Genomic DNA, 20,089 nt, shown 5'->3' on the forward strand with positions numbered 1-20,089 from the left:
GTGGCGGTGCCCAGCGGGCCGGTGCAGCACCGGCGCAAGATCGGCCGGATGCTCAAGGACTTGCGTGAAACTTCAGGACTGACGATCGAGCAGGCCGGAAGGGCCATCCAGCGCTCCGACAGCACGATGAGCCGGATCGAGACCGGCAAGCGCGACGTCCAGCTGATCGAGCTGAAGGGTCTGCTTGACGCCTACGAGGTGTCGGAGGAGGTCCGGGCCTCGCTGCTCGCGCTTGCACGGTCGGCACCGGAAGGCGGGCTGTGGACCGCGCACGAAGCAGCGTTCCCGCCCGACCTGGAGACCTACCTCGGACTCGAGGAGGTATCCAGCACCCTGCGGGTCTTCGCCCTGAGCACGGTGCACAGCCTGCTGCGGACCAGGCAGTCCCTCGCCGGCATCCTGCGTGCCGGGCTCCCGACCTCCGGCCAGGACGAGATCGACCACCTGGTCGAGGCCCACCTCGCGCGACAGCAGGTCCTCATTCGCGAGCCTGACCCGGTCGAGCTGCAGGTGGTGCTGGACGAGGCGGCGCTGCGCCGACCGGCCGGCGGAGTCGAGGCAATGCGTGAGCAGCTCGACCACCTGGTCCACTGCGCGGAGCACGTTCCCAACGTGACGCTGCAGGTCCTCCCCTTCGCCAAGGGCAGCCACGGCAGCCCCAGCGGCGGCTTCACCCTCATGGGCTTCCCCGATCCGAATGAGGGAGAGGTCGTCTACTGCGACACCACCGGCGGCAACCTCTACCTGCACAAGCCCCAGGACGTCCGTCGGTTCACCCAGCTGTTCGGCCGGCTGTGCGGCGCGGCGCTCGATCCCGCCGAGTCGGTCGAGTTCCTCCGTTCCGTCAGGCAAGAGATGTGAGCAGCGAAATGACCAACCCAGACTTCACCAATGCCCACTGGTTCAAGGCCCGCGCCTCAGAAAGCGCTCAGGGTTGCTTCGAGGTGGCCCACCAGGACGGCTACGTCGGCCTGCGTGACAGCAAGGACCTGTCGCTGCCCGCGCAGGTCTACCCGGCGGATGTGTGGGCGAGCTGGCTCGAACAGCTCCGGACCGGGGTGTTCACCGGCCACCGGATCCGGCTGACGTTCGTCCTCGGCGCAGTGGTCGTCTCGGACAGCGCGACACCGACCGCCCAGGTGCACACCTTCACCGACCACGAGTTCCGCTGCTTCATGTCCGGAGTCCGATGCCGGGAGTTCGACCTCGCCGCGTGAAGGAGACGGCGATGGCCCGGAACGCTTTCCGCGTTCCGGGCCATCGCCGTCTTCGCCCTCCGTTGCCAGAGCGGTAGGTCCCGGTCAGCCACGGACGCCCAGTTCCGCAGCGCGGTTCCAACCGTGCGCTGCGGCGCTCGGGCCGGACCGGAGCCGCGCCACCGCAGCCCGGACCACCGCCGCCCTGATGTCCCAAGCCCACCGGGTGTAGGGGTGCTCCGGCCCGAAGGCCGCGGTGCTGTCCTCGACCAGCGTGGCGGCCCGCTGGGCGGCGGCGTCGATCCGCCCCTCGGCCAGCGCGCGACGACCGGCCTCGTACTCGATCCGGTACCACCGGGGCGGAACCGGCGGGTACGACGGCCGGGGCGGTGGAGCGGCCGTGCCCGGCCGGCGCGGCTGCGCCGGTTTCGGCGCTGCGTGCCGGGGCGCGGTACGGCACTTCCTGATGGTGCCCAGGGCCACCGCGGTGGCGGCGACGGCGGACAGGGCCAGCAGGCACAGCAGGTCGGCTGTCGGCAGGCCGGTGGTGCAGAGCATGGGGGTCTCCCTGTTCGTGAGGGTGAGTTCGGTCGTCAGTGCCGAACGGCCTGCTGGACCGACTCGCGGCAGTCGTCGCAGAGCGGGATGTCGGGTACCGGCCCGGTGCCGGGGCGGGCGCAGCTGGAGACGGCGCAGCGCCAGGTGGCCACGTGCTGCTCCGGGACGCCGGGGTCGGCGGGCTGTTGGGTGGTGGGGTGCTGCTCGGCGGCGGCGTCGAGGTCGGCCGTGTCGGTGGCGAGCTTGGCGGCGGCGCGGTCGGCCTCCCGCTCGGCGCGGGCGAAGTTGCAGGCGTTGCACTCCTGGCCGGTGGTGAGGAGGGTTCCGCGTTCGCAGTCGGGGAGCCGGCAGTCGTGACCCATCTCCAGGACGGTGGCCAGGTAGGCGACGGGCCGCTTGATCCGGTAGGGGTCGCCCTCGGGGAGCCGGGTCCGCTCGGGGCCCTGGGCGCGGAACCAGCCGGCGTTGACGCGGGCCTGGATGTGCGGGAGGGCGCGGCCGGTCTTCAGCAGGTCGCGGACCCGGTCGCGGATCATCTTCGGTGTCCGCCCGCGCTCCCACAGGCCGAGGGAGTCGAGGAGGTGGTAGGCGTCCTGCTCGCCCGGGACCGGGCGGGGCGCGGTGGTGCGGGTCGTACGGGGCTTCGGGGACTTCTTCTGTCCGTTCGCGGCTGCGCCGCTCGGCGCCGCTTCGACTTGGGGCGCTGAGCTCGCGCGCGTGCCCGCGCGTGCGAAGCCACCCGTCACCTGCCCTTCGGGCGTCCGGAAGGCGTCTGGAGAAGGGTTGTGGAGGGGGTTATAGACATTGAGCAGCGTGGGTGCTGCCAGGGTGGCAGCACCCACGCTGCCAGGGGTGGCAGCACCGGTGCTGCCACCCCCCTCGGCTTCGGCGCGCTTCTTCGCCCTGGTGTTGACGCCCTTGGGGACGCCTCCGGTGCGCTGGATGCCGGCCTCACGCTTGGCCTTCCGGCGCTCCGCGAGCCGGGCCTTCGCGACGTCGGCGGCCTTCACGCCCGGGGGCAGCGGGTCGACCCAGGTCGTGGTGCCCTGCCACATCACGCCGCCGTCGTGCAGGTGGTAGATGTTCGCGTCGTGGTGCCCGGGGTTGCGGGGGTCCAGGCGTTCTTCCACGGTGACCATGCCGGCCACCTCCATCTCGTCCAGGGTGCGGTCGAGGGTGGCGAGGCTGACGCCGAGCTGCCGGGCGAGCTCGCGCCGGTAGGGGTGGCCCATAGCGGTGTTGCGGGCCTGGGTGTCCGCGTAGGTGACGAGGATGCAGTAGAGGGCGCGCGCGTTCGTGGAGTACCGCGGATCGCAGACCCAGACGGAGGCCACCATGCCGAAGGGCAGGCCCCCGCCGCGGCGCACCTCGGGGTTGAGGCTCATCGGGCGGCCGTCGCGGCGTGCTGGCGGCGGGGGCGGCCGACCGGGGCTTGGAGCGCGGTGCGGGCGCGGGCGACCAGGCCGGGCACGGGGTCGGCCGCAGGCAGCGAGGTGCAGCGGGCGCGGCGGTCGGCGGCGTGGACGTAGAAGACGAGGGCGCGGTGCTCGTCGCCGGTCAGGACGTTGAGGTGGGCGAGGACCTCGAGGGCCTCGATGGTGTGGGCGTGGGCCGTGCCGAAGCGGGCTGCCATGCCGTCGACGTGGGCCGTTGCCAGTCGGATCGCGTCGACCAGGCGGTGCTGCTCCACCGCGGCGGCGATCGAGGTCCGGGCGGCGGTCACCTCGGCCGGCGTCGGCGGTGCGGTGGGGGGTCGCTGCGGTGTCGGCGCGAGCGCTGTGGCGGGTGCGGAACCGGTGGTGGCCGTCCCCTTGGCTCCGGGCAGGAGGGCGCGGAGGAACTCGGTGAACGAGCGGCGGCCCTCCCTGCGGTCCGGGCGCCGGCAGGTGTTCGGGGCGGACAGGTGGTGCATCCGGGACTCCTCGGTCGGCGGTGATCGTCGAGTGAGGAAACCCCGCAGCTCTAACCGGTTTTCTGTCCAAGATCCACCGGGGGGATAACGGTCGCGCAACGGCCGCCGGTTAGAACGCGGTGAAACTAACCGGCTGATCGAAAGCGCCGTGTGGCAGCGGGCCCGGGCCGGTTGCCACCGAAGTCGGACCGGCGGCTTTTCGGGTCAGCGAAGTTGGACTGCTGCGGTCAGCGGCTGGCCGGGGCAGGCGGTCCCGAGCTCCCGGGAACGGCACCGCCGTCGCCGGGCGGCGCTGAGCGCGGCAGTCTGGCGGGCAGCTGCCGGGGCTCGGGGCGGATCTCACCAGGCAGAGGACTCCGCGTGGCTGCGGGCAGGGGCGGCACGCAGGTGGTCGAGCAGTTCCCGGGTAGTGACGTCCTGCCCGAGGACGTGCTGGCCGAGCAGCTGGCCGGCGGTCACCGCGGCCAGCGAAACCACCACGGCCGGCCCGAAGGCCGGGTCGATCCGCCGGGCCCGGGCGTGGGCGTCGCGGACGGCGGCGTCGGCGTCCTGCGGGAGCTGGCGGTCGGCCGCGGCCTGGGCCCAGGCTTGGAGAGCGTCTGCGGCCGGCGTCACCAGTTCGGGGAAGCCGAGGTCGCGCCGCCAGGCCGTCACCTCCAGCAGCCGCTGCGCCCGGACCTTCGGTCCGCGCTGCCTGTGCCACAGCCGTCCGCCTGCTTCGGCGACCGCGCAGACGGTGCCGACGCCGTGGTGCTCCGTTTCGCGGAGCAGTCGGGTGGTGGCGCTGAAGGGCCGGTCGGTGGAGTCGGGGTCCAGCCACAGCCGGATCAAGTCCGGCACGGTGGTGTCGGTCAGCGGTGTCGAGCCGATGGTGTCCATGCAGCGGTCCAACGATCGCGGCCGGGTGCGGTGTCGGGCCGGGCAGCCGGAGCCGCTCGGCGGCGTCCCGCGGTCCACCCGGGTGCGGGGGTGTGGTGCGGACGGTGCGCCCCCGGCGGGTGCGGAGTGCAGGAGGTGCGGTGCGGAGTGCGTCCGCACACGCAGTCGAACAGGCCGCGCGGCCCGGTCGGGCTCCGCAGTCTTCGCCCACTGCGTCGGCTTGCGCAGTGGGCACTCCGGTGGGGCGTCCGGGTGCGGTGCGGAGCTGATCGGGGTGCGCGGGGTGCCCTGCGGGCGGGGGTGCGCGACGTGTCCGTGGGCTCCGTGGCGGGCCGGGGCGCGACCGGATCGGGGCGGCGGCCGGGTTGCCTCGCGGCGGACTGCGTGCGGCTTCGCAGTGCCTGGCCGGGGTCGCTGCCCGCTGTCCGTGAGGGTCGGCCCCGCCCGTCGATTGTTGCGGAGAGTGATTGGCTTCGGCCGTGCGGGAAGCTGGTTAGTTTGCCGCTCCCGGCCTCGGCGGCTGGTTAGTTTCGGCGGGCGGGGCCGGTTAGAACCGCGCGGGCCCGGTTAGTTTCGCCCCCGGTGGCCGCCGGGGGCCGGTTAGTTTCGCCCCGGCGGCGCCGGTGGGCCGGTTAGTTTGCCCTCCGCGCCCGGCCCGCTCGGGGAGCGAACCTTTCCATTGCAGGTCAGAGCCGTCTTTCAAACTAACCAGCACTCGTTGTCCATCCGTTACGAATCCAGCGGATCTTGGACAGAAAACCGGTTAGAGCCGGGGGGTTTCCTCCGATCGACAGCACTCGTCGATCGTCTGAGAGGCCCCGATGTCCTTGTCCCCCTCGCGCCGCAGCGCCCCGGAACCACGGGGCGAGCAGCTCGCTCCGTCGAGGGAGCGCCTGCGGAGCCGCCAGCGCCGTACCCGGGTGGCCGGTTACGCAATGTGGGCGTCCATGGCGTGCAGCCCGCTCGCTCTCGTGGCTGCCATCGCCATCCCGCAGGCGCTGGCGCAGCCCGTCGCTGCGGCTTCCGCACCCCCCGTCAACGTCATCCCGGCGCCGACCGGGTACGCCGAACTGTTCATCGACCTGTGGCTGCGGGGCGACGCGCAGTCGGCCTCCGGCAGCGACTCGCTGCGGGCCATGGCGCCAGGCGTCGACCTCCCCGCCCCCGCAGACGGCTCCCGTCTTTCGGTCCAGCGGGTGGTCGCGGTGCGGAGCTCACCCATGGGCGGGCACACCTGGCTGGTGACCGTCGCGGCCACCCTTGCGGGCACTGCGCAGCGTCCCGCACCCGCCGATACGCAGTCCCCCGCGGGGGTTACGCAGTCGGCCGGCCCGCTGGTCGTGCGGTACTTCGCAGTGCCGGTGTCGATGACGCGGGGCCCGGCGAGCGGCGGCTCACCCGACGCGCTGGCGGTGACGTCCGCGCCGGCTCAGGTCGCCGGTCCGGCCGCGCTGTCCGGAGCGGACACGGAGCCGTACGGCACCCAGGTCGGGAGCGGACCGCTGCAGCAGGCCGTGGCCGAGTACCTCGCCGCCTACCTGACCGGTGTCGGGGAGAGCGCCCGCTACGTGACGCCGGGCGTGCGGATTCCGGCCGCCGGGGCGGTCTACTCGAAGGTCGAGCTTCAGGGGCTCGCCGCCCGCACCCCGGTGCCGCCCTCCCCAGCGGACGGCGCGGTGCTGGAGGTCCAGGCCCAGGTGCGCGCGACCGACAGCACCGGGCAGTGGCCGCTGACCTACCCGCTGCGGCTGAAGGCGCGTGCCGGCCGCTGGGAGGTGGCCGCCGTCGCTCCGGCCGGCGCCTCCTCCTCTCCTTCTTCTTCCTCTTCCTCTTCTTCTCCGTCGCCGTCGGCGCCGGCTTCCGCCACGGGGGTGCGGTGATGGGTCCTACCAACAACGTGATGCTGGCCGGCGCCTTCAAGAACATGGGCGACAGCTGGGTGACGACGCTCCTGGACTGGACGGCCAAGGGCCTGATGATCGCCCTCGTGCTGATCTGCCTGGTCCAGGTGGTCCGCAAGATGAGCATCAAGGCGGGCATCGGCGCGGTCATTGGCCTGGTCATCTGCTGGGCGATCTTCTCCGGCCGCTACCAGCTCAGCTCGATGTTCGGCTCTGAGTTCAAGGACCCGGGCACCCAGCAGAGCACCCCGATCGACGTCCAGGGTGCCCCGGCACTGCCGAGGGTCTTCACGGGGCAGCTGTGAGCACCGCCGCGCGGCCCAAGGTCGGCCGGAGCTATACCCGCGCCCGCCGCCACCCCTGGGTTCTGGGGAGGTTGGGTGACTTCCGGCTGCCGATGGGCCCCTACACGCCCATGCAGCTGGGGATCGCCGCGGTCGGCTCCTTCACCTTGATCAAGACCGCCGCCTGGTGGGCCCCGACGCTGGGCCCGGTCCCGGTGATCGTGTGGGCGGTGGCGATCTGGGCCGCGCGGCACCCCCGGATCGGTGGCCGCTCCCCCGGCCCCGCCCTGCTCGACGCCCTCGCCCTGGCCGTCGCCCCGAAGTCCGGGCGGATCGGCGGACGGGCGGTCAGGCCCCTGCCGGAGCAGTGGCTCCACGGCGGCTTCGGCATCGAGGAGGCCGAGCCCGCCGACCGGGCCGAGCCCGCACCGGCTCCCGTCGCTGCGGAATCGGCGGCCAAGAAGCCGGCCGCCCGCCCCGCCCCGCGCTCCAGGCCCGCACCCGCTGCGGCGGCCACCCGGCCCAGGCCGAGGAACGCGGCGGCCAGGCCCGGCCCCCGGCCGGCCAGCACGGCTCAGCCGGGGACCGGGCCCGGACCGGCACCGACGGCTCTTGAACTTCTGCTCGCGCAGGCCGCGGGCAACTCCCAGCAGACCAGCACGACACGGAAGGCAGGTACGAGGCGATGAGGGTGGCGATCAGGCACATCCACGGCCACCTGGTGTGGTCGACCAGCGGCAACGTCTGGGCGTTCTGGAGGGTCACCCCGATCGGCAGCCGGTACGCGGGCGCGCTGGAGCGCGAGGAGATCCTCAGCCGGGTCACCTCCCTGGTGCGCTCGATGCTGGGTACCGCGCGGATCTACTCGCTGTGCGCCGCGATCGACCCGGGCGAGATCGCCCTGCGGATCAAGGACGGCGTCGACGAGCTGCGGTACGAGGGTGCGGCGGAGACCGCCGACGCCGCGTTGGAAATGGTCCGCGGCCGGGAGATGCACCGCCGCACCCTGTGGCTGGCGATCCCGCTGATGCCGTCCGACCGCAGCGCGCAGCTCGCCGCGTTCGCGAACTCGGCCTTCGCCCAGGTCGGCGAGGCCGTCGGCCAGGAGGCGCCGCCGGTGACCCGCGAGGAGGCCCTGTCCTATCTCGCGCAGGCCGAGCAGGTCGAGGCGTCGCTCGGCGGCGGTCTGACGATCCGCAAGGCCCGGCCGGCGGAGATCGTCTGGATTCACCAGCACTCCGTCTACCGGGGCATGGCCGAGCCGCCGCTGCTGCTGGAGGCCGAGCAGTCCGACCTGCGCGGCAGCCGCCTGCTGCACGGCGTGCTGCGCAGCCCCTCCTACGCGGACCTGGGCCAGGTCCGGCTGCAGGAGGGCGGCCGGCCCGGGGGTGCCGGGCGGACCGGCGGGTGGCGCTCGCTGTTCAGGCGGACCGTCGACGGCTCCGCGCTCAAAAGGCTCTGGCTCGAGGTCGAGACCGAGGACGGCACCGGCTACCAGGCACACCTCGCACTGGCCGAGATCCCCAAGGCGGTGGCCGCGCACGCCGCCGACGTCCTGGCGCAGCTGGAGCAGCTGGACTACCCCGTCGACGCGGTGGTCGACCTGGACGTGATCGAGGGTGCCAAGGCCCGCCAGCAGATCAGCAAGAAGAAGCGCGAGCTGATCGACCAGGCCGAGCAGTACTCCTCTCACCCCGAGGGCGCCCCGGACTCCCTGTTCGGGTCCGCGGAGGAGCTGGGCGAGGAGGAGAGCCTGCTCGCGCTCACCTCGGTGGAGTGCGAGGTGCGGTCGGTGACCGCGCTGTCGGTGTGGGCGGGCGATCCGCGCGAGTGCGACCGCCGGGCCCGGGAGCTGCGCTCGCAGCTGGCTGGCGCAAACTACCGGGCGGTGCGCACCCGCGGCGGCCAGGCCCGCCTGTTCGAGTTCGGCCTGCCGGGCGCAGCCCCGGTCGGCCGGCTGAAGGAGTTCACGCAGTTCCAGCTGTCGGAGGGATGGGCGATGGGCGGCGCGCTGACGGGCGGCGACATCGGCGACGAGACCGGTCCGATGATCGGCATCAGCCAGGACACCGGGACGGTGCGGCCGGTGCTGGTGGACCTGGCGTCCGCCCCGCAGCGCAACGCGAGCGCCTCGCTCGGTGTGATCGGCGACCTCGGCAGCGGCAAGAGCGTGCTGCTCAAGCTGCTGACGATCGGGCTTGTTGATCGCGGCGACCGGGCGATCGTGGTGGACCGCACGCCGCTGCGGGAGTGGGCGCGCTTCGCCCACCACGCCGCCCCGGGCCGGTGCCAGGTGATCGACGCGGCCCAGGCCCGGCTGTCGCTGGACCCGCTGCGGGTCCTGCCGGCCGGTACCGGCGAGCACGCGGCGTTCAGCTACCTGACGCTGCAGCTCGGCGTCGGCCCGATGTCGATGTCCGGGTCGGTGCTGAACCGGGCGGTGAAGGCGGCGGCGATGTCGGCGCGCCCGTCGATGGCCCGGGTGCTGGAGGAGCTCGCGGTGATGGCCGAGGAGACCAGCCCCCGCGGGCAGGAGGCGGCCGGCGTGCTGGACATGCTGCGGATCGTGGCGGAGGCGCCGCTGGCCCGCCTGGTCTTCGACGAGAGCCTGCCCGCGCTGTCGCTGTCCGGTGACCTGGACGCGGACCTGGTCGTCTTCACCACGGCCGGCTTGACCTTGCCCCCCAAGGAGGCGCTGGCCAACCCCGACATCCTGCGGGCGCAGCCGCTGGAGGCGCTGATCGGCCGGGCCGTCTTGTACCTGATCGCGGCGGTGGCGCGGCAGACCGCGTTCACCGAGGTGGACCGGTTCGCGGCGCTGGTGATGGACGAGTGCTACTGGCTCACCTCCAGCCATGAGGGTCACGCCCTGGTCAGCGAGGTCGTCCACGACGGCCGCAAGCACTGGGCCGGCGTCCTGCTCGGCGGCCACGACGCGGACGACCTCGGCGACGAGACGGTGCGCGGCCTGCTCACCTACAAGTTCCTCGCCCGCACCAGCGACCCCGTCCTGGCCCGCAAGGGCCTGGAGTTCCTGGGCCACCCCGCGGACGAGCAGACCGTCCGCACCGTCACCTCCGGCCTGTCGCCGGTGGGCCAGAAGGGACGCGAGGGCGAGATGCTGCTGCGCGACCCGGCCCGCCAGATCGGCCGTATCCGCGTCGTGGCGCCCCCGGTCAAGCGGATCCACGACGGGATCTTCACCACCCCGACGAAGGACGGCGGTGCGGACCGGCCGGCGGCCGGCCCGGCCGCCGCGCAGCACCAGGCGAGAGGAACGCCGGCCGCGCAGCGGGGCCGTACCCGCCTGGCCAAGCGTCCCACCGCCGTCCGGACCGGGGCGGGTGCCCGATGAAGAAGCTGATGGGTAACCGCCGGGTGGCCGCCGCGATCCGGTGCGCCCGGGCGGTGCGCGAGTGGGTCCGGGCCATGTGGCCGGGCCGCCGGACCGTGCTGCTGACGGCCGGCATGGTGTTCCTGTTCGTCCTGGGCGGCGCGAATGCGGCGTCGGCCGCAGACAACACCGAGCCGGGCGGCCTGTTGGCGCCGCTCAACGTCATGACCTCCGAGGGCGCACCGCTCGACAACTACGACCTGAAGAGCGAGAACGGCGGCGTGACCGATTTTCGGTCGCACGTGTGCAACCTGCTGATGGGGGCTCTGTTCTCGCTGGTCCGCCTGCTGGTGGGCCTGATGTGCGTGATGATCAAGTGGGTCTACCAGTTCCCGATCGTCTCCTCCTTCACCGGAACCGCCGACAAGCTCGCAAGCCGCTACTTCCTGGTCGCGGGCAACGATCTGAACCTGCACGCCCTGTTCCTCGCGGGCGGGTTCGCCATCGGGCTGATCTGGGTCATGCGGGGCAAGTTCGCGAAGGGCTTCGGAGAGATCGCCCTCACCCTGACGCTCAGCGCGCTGGTGGTGCTGCCGGCCTTCACGCCGAAGGCGATCCTCGGACCGGAGGGCCCGCTGGCCCAGACGCAGTCCGCCGCCCGCGAAGCCGCCCAGATGACCTCGAACATCAACGGCGTCGAACCCGGCTGCACCAGCGACAAGGACAAGGACGACCCGAGCTGCCCGATCCGGATGACCTTGACGAAGACGCTCGTGGTCCAGCCATTCCAGCTGCTCCAGTACGGCGTCATCGCCGACCCCAACAGCAAGAACCCCAGGGTCGCCGAGCTCGCCGAGGTCCACAGGCGGTACATCCACGGCGAGATCAAGGGCGTCAACGGCGACGACCAGCCGGGCTGCATCTCCTGGCTGCCCGGCAGCGACGCCATGTGCAAGTCCACCAGCAGCTGGGACGAGCTGAAGAAGGAGCTCCAGAAGCACGGAGACGAGGGCAAATCGGCCTACAACTACAGCGTCAACTCCGACTGGGACCGGGTCTTCGGCGCCTTGTTGGTCCTGGTCGCGGCCCTTTTGATCGCTGCGGTCGTGCTGACGATGTGCCTGGTACACCTGGGCACGCAGTTCGCGGACGTCGGCGCTGCCACCATCACCCCGGTCGCGCTGCTGTGGGCGATGCTCCCCGGTGCCAACCGCTCGGCGTTGTGGAAGTGGCTCGGGGTCTTCCTGGCCTCGGTCACCACCGAGTTCGCGGTCTCGGTCATGCTGCCCGCGTTCGGGCTGAGCACCGACGCCGTGCTGACCTCCCAGGAGGGCACGGTCATGGTGCAGCGGATGATGCTCATGGTCGGCCTGGCCGGCGTCATCCTGGTGTTCCACCGCCGTCTGCTCGCCGCGGCCGGCCAGATTGGCGAGAAGTTCGCCCGCCGGATGCGCTACGCCAAGATCGGCGGCTCCTCCGGCCTCGGCGACGAGAGCTCCCGGCTGGGCCTGGCCATGTCGCAGGCCATGTCCGGAATGGGTGTGGGCCAAGGTGGCGGTGGCTCCGGAGGCGGTGGCGGTATCGGCGGCGTCGGGATGCTCGGCGCCCAGTCCCCGGCCCACGCCGCGCTGCTGCGCCGCGCCCAGATCCACTCGGGTCTCGCCTCGCTGGCCGACCCGTCGCTCGGTCCGATGAACGCTGCGGGCATGGCAGCCGGCGCGCTCGGCGAGGTGCGCCGCGGGATGGCACACCTGGCCCTTCCGCTGAACATGGCGCACCACGCCATCGTGGGCAACCCGCTGCCCGAGCACGTGATGGCCAAGCGCCGCAAGCCCGTCAACGACGGCAGCGGCCACCTGGTGATCGACCACGCCACCGGCGAGATCCTGCACGACCCGTCGCGGCCCACCCCGGTCGGGCACCAGCTGCACAACAAGCTGCTCGAGACGCGGGCCGGCCGGCTGGCCATCCGCGGCGGCCAAGCCGTACGGCTGGGCTACGACCTGAGCGCCGGCCTGCCGGCGACCTGGACGCGGGCCCGGCGCACGGTGGCCAGCGGATCGACGGCCGCCCAGGAGCAGCTGCGGCACTACGGCGGGGAGACGGCGCAGCACATCGCCGACTGGCGGGCCGGTGCCCACGACATGGGTACTCCGGTGCGGGAGCCGTACAACGCGGCGTACCACGCCTACCGGACCTGGTCGGATGTCCACGGCCCGGAGGACGTCGTCGCCTCCGCTCGCAACGGGGTGATCGCCGGTGTGATCCGGGCGACCACTGCGGTGCCCGGCGACAGCGGGCTGCCGGACCCGGACCGGCCGAGCGTCGTGCGGACCGTCCGGGCGGGCGAAGCCCTCGGTCCCGACGACCTGCCTGCGCCGGCCGGGGCCGACCTGGGGAGCGCGCCGAGCCCGTGGGAGGACGCGCCTGCCAGCGAGTTCCGTGCCGGATCGGACGCCGACATCGCCGCAGCCCTGGGCCCGGAGGCGTTCCGCGACGGCGCCGAGGTGACGGGCGACGGGACGGTGTTCGACCCGTCCACCGGCGAGGTGCTGTCCGCACCGGCGCCCCTTCCTCCGACACCCCCCTCTCCGGCGGCCCCTTCGGTGCCGGACGCGGGTGACGCGGCGGCGGAGGTCCGGCGGCGCTTCAGCCGGACGTCCAACGCGGCTGACGACATGGTCTGGGACGGCATGGACGACAGCGAGCCCGGCGGGCTGGACCTGCCCGACTTCGGGGACCTGCTGTGATCCGGATCAGGCGGCCGAAGTGGGTCCGCAAGATCGGTTGCCTGGGCGTGCTGGGCGTGGTCGCGCTCGGTGCGGTCAGCGGGCTGTCGATGCTCGACATGGAGGCCAACCAGGGCTCCGACCCGGTCACCGTCCCGGTGGGGACGGTGGTCGGGGTGCCGCAGCGGATGATGGACGCCTACGTGCGGGCGGTGGCGGCGATGCCGACGCTCTCCCCTTCCTGCAAGGGGCTGGACTGGCAGCTGCTCGCGGCGCTGGCGCAGGTGGAGTCCACCCAGGCCGCCGGGCACACCATCGCCGACGACGGGACGATCAGCCCGCCGATCATCGGGCCGGTCCTGGACGGCAGCGGCGCCGGCGGCAACACCACCCCCGTCCGGGACACCGACGGCGGGCGGTGGGACGGCAACTCGTCCTACGACGCCGCGGTGGGGCCGCTCCAGTTCCTCCCGTCGACCTTTGCCGGCTACGCGGACAAGGTTCGCCCGGGCGGCGGCGCCAACCCCAACAACATCGACGACGAAGCCATGGCCGCGGCCTTGTACCTGTGCGGCAACGGCCGGGACCTGACCGACCGCTCCCAGCTGACGGCGGCGATCTACCAGTACAACGCCTCGATGGCCTACGTGGACGAGGTGCTGCACTGGCGGGATCAGTTCACCAGCCTGGGCACCTCCACCGGTGGCGGAGGCCCCCTCTCCGAGCGGGTGCAGCGGGTGATCGACGCCGCGCGCAGCCAGACCGGGGTGCCGTACTCCTGGGGCGGCGGCAACGAGCAGGGCAAGAGCACCGGGGTCTGCTGCTCCGAGGGCGGGCAGGACGGCCGGCTGGTCGTGGGCTTCGACTGCAGCGGCTTGATGCTCTACGCCTTCACGCAGGTCGGGGTGCACCTGCCGCGGGTGGCCGCCGACCAGGCGAACGTCGGCACGCGCATCCCGGCGTCGGCCGGCGTCTCGGCTCTGCAACCCGGAGACATGGTCTTCTTCGGCAACAGCCGCGGCATCTACCACGTCGGCCTCTATATAGGGGGCGGCCGGATGATCAACGCGCCGAAGCCGGGAGACAGCGTCAAGGAAGCGGCCGTATGGCCTTACGACTACGCGGGCGGGGCCCGTGTCCTCTCCTGAAGGAAACAGAGAATTACATGTCCATGTCATCTCGCGTGCTGGTTCCCGCCGCCTGCTCCGCCCTGCTGCTGGTGCTCGCCCTGGCCCTCCTCTCCCCCGGTACCGGACCGGCACCGGTCGGCCGCCGCGCACCGGCCGCCCCCGCGACGGCGCCCACCGCCGCCGCCGAGCAGCCGACGCCCGGGACCACCCCCGACACCGGCACCGGCCTTCCGCCGGAGTCGGCCTCCGCCCCCGCAGCCTCGGCGACCGTGTCCTCCCCGACGAACGCCCAGGCGGCAACAACGGCCGGTCCGATGCCGTCGGGAGCCCCGGCCGCCGCCGACGGCCCCGCTGCGGACCCCGCGATCGAGGCCGCCTTCGTCCGGGACCACCCCGGCAACCTGCCGAGCGCCGACGCCGCCAACGTCCGCGCGCTCGCCCGGGAGGTGTGGACCGCCGAGACCACGGGCACCGGCCGGGCGAAGTGGCCGCGGTACTTCCCGCCCACCCCTGTGCCGCTGCGCCCCTACACCCAGGTCCGCGTGCAGGCAGTCACCGCTCGCACCGACGGCGAGCGGGTCCGCGTCGAACTGCTGTGGGCCGGGGCCGACCCCTCCGGCGAGTTCATGGACAGCCGACCCGGCGTCCTCTACCTCACCCGCACCGCCACCGGCTGGGAGCCGACCCGATGAGCACCGCGACCCCTCACCCCACCACCGGCGGCGCGCCCGCGCCCGCCGGCCAGGACGGCAGCCTCGGCGCGACGCTGCTCGACGCGGGCACCACCGCACTCCACTGGCTGGGCGCCGCCGCCGCCTGGATCGGCGCCAACTCGTTCTGGCTGATCCCGCTGGCCGTCCTGCTCACCATCGGGGCCGCCGTCGTCCACCACCGGCTCACCGCAAGGGCGCTGGCCGACCGCACCCGCTACGTCCTGACCCCGAGCACCAGGTTCGACCCGACCTCCGAGGAGCTGCACCGCTACGCCACGACCCTGCTGCGCGTCGCGAAGGCCGGCCCGTGGTGGGCCCCCGGGGCCGGCCGCTCCGCCCGAATCCGGCTGCGGGCCGACGGAACCGTCCCGCTGGAGTTCTCGGTGGAGGGCCCCGCCGCGGCCGAGCACCTGATGAAGATCACCCAGTACCAGGAGGTGACCGTCACCAAGGCCCCGCTCCCCAAGGACACGGAGCGAGAGCACGTCGTACGGGCGGAGTTCGTCCTGCGCGGCCACGCCGCCCGGGCGCTGCGCAACGTGCCGATGGACCCGGACCCGCTGCAGGGCCTGGTCGACGCGGTCGCCGACCTCAGCACCAAGGCGGGCGACCTCGCCGAGATCTGCCTGGACATCCAGGCCGTCCCCCGCCTGCGGCTGCTGCTCAAGCGCTTCCAGATGGTCAACGAGGCCCGGGAGCAGCGCCGGAAGGAGAACAAGAAGGAGGCGCGGCGGGCGGCGGCGGACGCCGCCGAACTCGAGGACTCCTGGCGCCACCAGCTCACCCAGCTGCTGGAGCCGGGGCAGCAGAGCGTTCGGCGCTCCGCCCCGCCGGCACCGCGCGGGCGCGGCGTGGACCGCGCCCAGGTGCTGGGCCGGCTCGGCGGCAGCCGCCGCAACCTGGTGCGAGTGCAGCTGCTGGTGCGCGTCGCCTCGGACAAGAAGGACCGTGCCGAGCTGCGCCTGGCCCGGCTCGCCGCGGCGCTGGACGTCTTCGGGGAGGGCAACGTCTGGAGCGAGGACGCGAGTGCCTTCGCCAAGTGGCGCGTCACCGCGAACAGCCGGGGCCGGCGCAAGGCATTCGACCAGCGGTGGGCGAGCGCCCGCACGCGCCCGCGGAAGGAGAACTGGGTCGGGATCGGCGAGCTGAACGGTCTGCTCAAGCCGGTCACCGCCCACTGCCGGCTGCCGGTGCTGGCCTCCGAGGTTCCCACCTACGACGAGATCGGCAGCGAGCTGGTTCCGCACGGCATCCTGCACTCCCCCGACGGGCGCAGCCGGCTCGCGGCCAGCCCTGAGGAGGAGTTCCTGTTCTCCGTGACGGTCGGCCGGGCCGGATTCGGTAAGACCGAGAAGGCCGAGGTCCAGGCCCTGGCCCTGGCCGCCGCGGGCCGGTCCGTCTTCTTCATCGACCCGCACGGCGACTCCTGGTCGAAGGTGCGCGACTACCTGGCCCACGACTCGCTGCGCACGCGGGTGTGCCACCTGGACCTGACCGGCCGGGGCGGGATGTCGGGCCTGGTGCCGACGTGGAACCCGCTGGGGATGGAGCACGGGCAGGTCGCGCACGAGGTGGTGCGGGCCTTCGTCGACGGGATGGCCGCGTCGATGGCCTGGGACGACAGCAAGACCCCCCGCGGTCTGACCTTGCTGATGAAGTCGTGCGAGGCGTTGGTGACGTACAACGCGGCCGTGGTCAAGGTGAAGGCCCTCGGTGCGAAGGCCACCGCCGAACAGGTCGCCAAGGCCCAGGCGCTGGCGAAGAGCAACGCGCGTGCGCAGGCCACGATCTTCCAGATCCCGAATCTTCTGGAGGACAGCTTCTTCCGCGACTGGATCATCTCCCACCTGCCCGAGCAGCAGGCCCGCTGGTGGCGCACCACGTTCACCACCATCGACCCGTCGGCGTACGGGGTGATCATCAACCCGATCACCCGGCTCGCGGCCCAGCCGGTGAGCCGGGCGTTCCTCGGGTCGCCCGTCAGCGGCTACAACGCCCGCAAGGCGATGGACGCCCGAAAGCTGGTGTGGGTCTGCCCGGCCGGGACGGGGCCGACCGACAAGCTGCTGCTCGCCCTGCTGTTCCAGGACCTGTTTCGGGCCGGCCGTTCCCGGGAGAACCTCGCGGAGGACAAGCGCCGCCCGGTGCACATCTTCGCGGACGAGTTGATCAGCCTCGACAAGGCGGTCGGAGGTGTGCTGGCCGACATCGCGGAGCAGCTGCGGAAGTTCGGGATCAGGCTGCACGTGATGACGCAGCTGCTCCAACGGCTCAGCCAGACGACCCGGGACAGTTTGCTGCAGAACGCCTCGGCGCTCAGCTCCACGGCGGGCTCGCAGGGGGCGATCCGGATCGTGGCCGACGAGTGGCACGGCAAGGTCGACCCGGTCCTGATGGCCGAGCTCCCCCGCTACCACTACTACGCCACGATGACGGTCGGCGGCCAGCAGGTCGGACCGCTGCGCCTGGAAGGCATGCAGGTCAAGCACGTCTTCAAGGACCTGCGGGCGCGCGAGCACGTCGCCGCGCTCTCCGCGTCGGCCGCCCGGGCCGCGGGCGGACGGACCCGCACAGTGCTGCTGCGCCGCGCCGACTACCACCAGGGTGTGGTCGCCTACTTCGCGCAGCACGGCAAGATGCCCGCGGGCGACGCGCTGAAGGCGATCCAGGAGGCCGCGACCGCGAAGACACCGCCGGAGGACACGAAGCCCGGGGGCACGGAGGGGGACGGGCAGCAGGCCACCGGTGTCGACCTGAGCAAGAACGGCCAGGCGCCCGCTGCTGCGCCGGGGCAGTCCGCGCAGCCGGCTCCTCCCCCGTCCCCCGCTCCCTCCACGGAGCCCGATCCGGGTCCGGACCCGGACGAGGGCACGACGGGAACGCACTCTTCCCGGTTGGGCTAGGCAACTGCGGAGTCCGCCACGGGCTCCGCAGCCCGTCCCGATATTTCGACGCAGAGAGGATCTTGATCATGATCGAGCCCCGTGAGAACGGAGCACTCCGGCGGCCGGCCCCCGCCGACGGACCGGCGGCCGGGCCGGACTTCGGCTGGTGGCACGAGCGGAGGACCGCGGGCTGCGGCGGCTGCGGCCACCTCCGCGACGAGCTGGAGACCGAGGCGCAGGCACGGGAGTGGCTGGACGGCCACCTCGACGTGTGCGACCCCTCACCCCTGGGCCGGCAGCGGCTGGAACAGGCCGCCGCCGAGCTCACCTGCGCGCCGCCCTGAACCCGGCACCGCCGGCGGCGGGCCCGCGCCCCGGTAGCGCTGGTCCGCCGCCGGAATCCGAATCGGAGCATCGACGCCGCCACGGTACTTCGCATGCCGATCTTCTCGGGGCAAGCAGGCCGTCGAGTCCGCCCGAAGGGGGGTTCCGGGCGGTGGCGAGCCCTTTGTCTTGACGCCGACAAGAAACAACTTCATTGCAAAGGGATTGCAAATGATGTCCGAGATATACGCCTTTGCCTTTTATGTCTTCGCCTATGCCAGTGACATGGATGACCTTGGCCAAAACTGGGTGTGATCCTGGCCAGAAGTTTCGTATTGTGACCCGGGCGTACTTATGTGGCCCGTGTTAACACCACGGGATGATCACATGTGCGAACAATTCGGACATAGGACTGATCGGGGATGCCTCCGAGCCTCGGGCAATCGAAGCCGTTCTGGCCGGGCTGAGGCACGGAGGGGCCGGCCGCACCGCTGCGGCCGACCGACGAATCCCAGGGGGCGGTCGCCGCACCACCCGTCGATATCGCGACGGGGGGCCGTACTCCAGGGAATGTAATTGGACCGGCACATAAGCGGTTTGGGGTAGAAGCATGCCAAAAACGGGGACCAACAACGGCAGGCAGGAATCGGGCCCGGGCCCGATCGCACCCGCTCAGCGGACAGCCGCCGGAGCCGCCGCACCGGCCTCCCCGGCCAGCCGAATCCCCGCGCCGGCGCGCGAGCGCCGCCCGGGCGTCGCCGCGTTCGCCGTGCTCGTCATCGCCGGCTGCGCCCTCGGCTCCGCCTACCTGTACCAGCAGGCCGGGCAGAAGGTCAGCGCGGTCGAGATCACCACCCGGGTGGCTCCCGGCCAGCACATCCCCCCGGACGCGATCACCGAGGTCCTCATCTCCAAGGACTCCGGCCTCAAGTACGTCCCCTGGGAGCAGCGCGCCCTGCTCACCTCGAAGTACTTCACCGCCTCCGACGTCCCCGCCGGCACCCTGTTGGTCGGCTCGATGCTCACCGACTCCACCGGCGTCGCCGGGGACCAGGCCATCGTCGGACTGTCCCTCAAGCCCGGCCAGTACCCGCAGGACCTGAAGGAGGGCGACCGGGTCCGGGTGATGTGGGTCGGACGCGACGCCAAGGCGCCCGCCTCGGGCAGCACCCCGGCCTCCGGGGCCCCCGCCGGCACGGCCGGCGCCGTCGAGCTGGCCCCCTCCGGCACCGTGCGCCAGATCTTCCACCCCGCCAACGGCTCGGTGTCCTCCACGTACTCCCTGTCCATCGTCGTCCCGGCCGCCAAGGCGGGCGACATCACCCAGGCGTCCTCCTCCGGCGACGTCGCCCTGGTGCTGCTCCCCGCCAGCGGCCAGTAGAGGAGAAGACCATGGCCCTGATCGTCGTCTGCTCCGCGAAGGGCTCCCCCGGAGCCTCCACCACCGCGCTCGCCCTGGCCGCCGAGTGGCCCCGGCAGTCGCTGCTCGCCGAACTCGACCCGCTGGGCGGGGACCTGGTGTACCGCCAGGGCGCCGAGGACGGTTCGGTGCTCGACCCGAACCGGGGCATGAACTCCCTCGCCCTGGCCGGACGCGGCGGCATCACCCCCGAGCTGGTCCACGAGCACAGCCAGCGGCTCCCCGGCGGCCTGGACGTCCTGGTCGGACTGACCCGGCCCGAGCAGACCAACGGCTGGAGCGGCCGGTGGACCGCGCTCGGACGTGCCCTGGCCACCGGCCCCGCGGACGTGATCGCGGACATCGGCCGGGCCCAGCCCGGCTCCCCGGTCAACGAGCTGCTCCCGTACGCCTCGCTGGTCCTGGTCGTCTCGCGGACGACCGCCGAGGACCTGGCCCACCTGCGTTCCCGGGTGGCTTCCCTGCACAACGTGCTCTCCCCGGCCGGGCGCAGTGGCGCCCCGGTGGGTGTCCTGCTGATCGCCCCGGCCCGCCAGCAGGCGGCGGCGTCCCGGGACGCCGCCCAGGTGCTGGCGGCCGGTCAGGTCCCCGCGCAGGTCGCGGGCTTGATCGCGTTCGATCCGAAGGCCGCCGAGCAGCTGGCCGGGCGGCGCCGAGGCCGTATCCACCGCACCCAGCTGGTGGCCTCCGTGCGGCAGACCGTCGCCGGTCTGGGCACGCAGTTCGGCCTCGGCCGGGTGCCCGAGCAGAGCACACCGGAGACCGAGAGCACCGAGGGGGTCCTGCGGTGACCACGACCATCGACTACACCCTGGTGAAGTCCC

17 protein-coding genes are annotated in these 20,089 nt (G+C 72.7%); 13 read left to right on the forward strand and 4 right to left on the reverse strand.

Annotated elements, in window-relative coordinates; genetic code table 11:
• Nucleotides 1–861, forward strand: coding sequence for a helix-turn-helix domain-containing protein (locus tag ACIP82_RS24400; RefSeq protein ID WP_400656157.1), 861 nt, complete (start codon nt 1–3; stop codon nt 859–861).
• An 8-nt stretch (nt 862–869) separates the two neighbouring features.
• The gene (locus tag ACIP82_RS24405) at nt 870–1,217 is read left to right on the forward strand and encodes a DUF397 domain-containing protein (protein ID WP_400656159.1); all 348 of its coding nucleotides are present in this window, start codon (nt 870–872) and stop codon (nt 1,215–1,217) included.
• 84 nt (nt 1,218–1,301) lie between these two features.
• Here ACIP82_RS24405 and ACIP82_RS24410 read toward each other — a convergent pair whose 3' ends face one another.
• The 4 genes from ACIP82_RS24410 to ACIP82_RS24425 all read right to left on the reverse strand — a co-directional run bounded on the left by ACIP82_RS24410 (nt 1,302) and on the right by ACIP82_RS24425 (nt 4,545).
• Complete coding sequence (locus ACIP82_RS24410; RefSeq protein ID WP_400656162.1) at nt 1,302–1,754, reverse strand: hypothetical protein; 453 nt, start codon at nt 1,752–1,754, stop codon at nt 1,302–1,304.
• 35 nt (nt 1,755–1,789) lie between these two features.
• On the reverse strand, nt 1,790–3,139 hold the full coding sequence (locus ACIP82_RS24415; RefSeq protein WP_400656164.1) for a hypothetical protein: 1,350 nt from the start codon (nt 3,137–3,139) through the stop codon (nt 1,790–1,792).
• Nucleotides 3,136–3,666: a hypothetical protein gene (locus ACIP82_RS24420; protein ID WP_400656166.1), complete on the reverse strand. Its 531-nt coding sequence runs from the start codon at nt 3,664–3,666 to the stop codon at nt 3,136–3,138. Before ACIP82_RS24420 ends, ACIP82_RS24415 begins: the two co-directional genes overlap by 4 nt.
• 339 nt (nt 3,667–4,005) lie before the next feature.
• Nucleotides 4,006–4,545 carry a hypothetical protein gene (locus tag ACIP82_RS24425; RefSeq protein WP_400656169.1) on the reverse strand — a complete coding sequence of 180 codons (540 nt, stop codon included), beginning with the start codon at nt 4,543–4,545 and terminating at the stop codon, nt 4,006–4,008.
• Between the two features lie 971 nt (nt 4,546–5,516).
• Here ACIP82_RS24425 and ACIP82_RS24430 point away from each other — a divergent pair.
• The 11 genes from ACIP82_RS24430 (at nt 5,517) to ACIP82_RS24480 (ending at nt 20,056) form a co-directional block, all read left to right on the forward strand.
• Nucleotides 5,517–6,425 carry a conjugal transfer protein gene (locus ACIP82_RS24430; RefSeq protein ID WP_400656172.1) on the forward strand — a complete coding sequence of 303 codons (909 nt, stop codon included), beginning with the start codon at nt 5,517–5,519 and terminating at the stop codon, nt 6,423–6,425.
• Nucleotides 6,425–6,751, forward strand: coding sequence for a hypothetical protein (locus ACIP82_RS24435; RefSeq protein WP_400656174.1), 327 nt, complete (start codon nt 6,425–6,427; stop codon nt 6,749–6,751). Before ACIP82_RS24430 ends, ACIP82_RS24435 begins: the two co-directional genes overlap by 1 nt.
• Nucleotides 6,748–7,419 carry a hypothetical protein gene (locus ACIP82_RS24440; RefSeq protein ID WP_400656177.1) on the forward strand — a complete coding sequence of 224 codons (672 nt, stop codon included), beginning with the start codon at nt 6,748–6,750 and terminating at the stop codon, nt 7,417–7,419. The genes ACIP82_RS24435 and ACIP82_RS24440 overlap by 4 nt, the downstream gene beginning before the upstream one ends.
• Nucleotides 7,416–10,085, forward strand: a complete 2,670-nt coding sequence (locus tag ACIP82_RS24445) for an ATP-binding protein (protein ID WP_400656179.1) — start codon at nt 7,416–7,418, stop codon at nt 10,083–10,085. The genes ACIP82_RS24440 and ACIP82_RS24445 overlap by 4 nt, the downstream gene beginning before the upstream one ends.
• A complete protein-coding gene (locus ACIP82_RS24450) occupies nt 10,082–12,814 on the forward strand; it encodes a hypothetical protein (protein ID WP_400656181.1) in 2,733 nt (910 codons plus the stop codon). The genes ACIP82_RS24445 and ACIP82_RS24450 overlap by 4 nt, the downstream gene beginning before the upstream one ends.
• Nucleotides 12,811–13,941 carry an NlpC/P60 family protein gene (locus ACIP82_RS24455; RefSeq protein WP_400656183.1) on the forward strand — a complete coding sequence of 377 codons (1,131 nt, stop codon included), beginning with the start codon at nt 12,811–12,813 and terminating at the stop codon, nt 13,939–13,941. The genes ACIP82_RS24450 and ACIP82_RS24455 overlap by 4 nt, the downstream gene beginning before the upstream one ends.
• A gap of 17 nt (nt 13,942–13,958) precedes the next feature.
• A complete protein-coding gene (locus tag ACIP82_RS24460) occupies nt 13,959–14,615 on the forward strand; it encodes a hypothetical protein (RefSeq protein ID WP_400656185.1) in 657 nt (218 codons plus the stop codon).
• A complete protein-coding gene (locus ACIP82_RS24465) occupies nt 14,612–17,539 on the forward strand; it encodes an ATP/GTP-binding protein (RefSeq protein WP_400656187.1) in 2,928 nt (975 codons plus the stop codon). The genes ACIP82_RS24460 and ACIP82_RS24465 overlap by 4 nt, the downstream gene beginning before the upstream one ends.
• Nucleotides 17,540–17,607: 68 nt before the next feature.
• Nucleotides 17,608–17,865 (forward strand): hypothetical protein, encoded by a 258-nt coding sequence (locus ACIP82_RS24470; RefSeq protein ID WP_400656189.1) that lies wholly within the window; start codon nt 17,608–17,610, stop codon nt 17,863–17,865.
• Between the two features lie 590 nt (nt 17,866–18,455).
• Nucleotides 18,456–19,226: a hypothetical protein gene (locus tag ACIP82_RS24475; protein ID WP_400656191.1), complete on the forward strand. Its 771-nt coding sequence runs from the start codon at nt 18,456–18,458 to the stop codon at nt 19,224–19,226.
• A gap of 11 nt (nt 19,227–19,237) precedes the next feature.
• Nucleotides 19,238–20,056, forward strand: coding sequence for a hypothetical protein (locus ACIP82_RS24480; protein ID WP_400656193.1), 819 nt, complete (start codon nt 19,238–19,240; stop codon nt 20,054–20,056).
• The last annotated feature ends 33 nt before the right edge of the window (nt 20,057–20,089 follow it).

The sequence above is a fragment of the Kitasatospora sp. NPDC088548 genome (assembly GCF_044753005.1).
Classification (GTDB): Bacteria; Actinomycetota; Actinomycetes; order Streptomycetales; family Streptomycetaceae; genus Kitasatospora.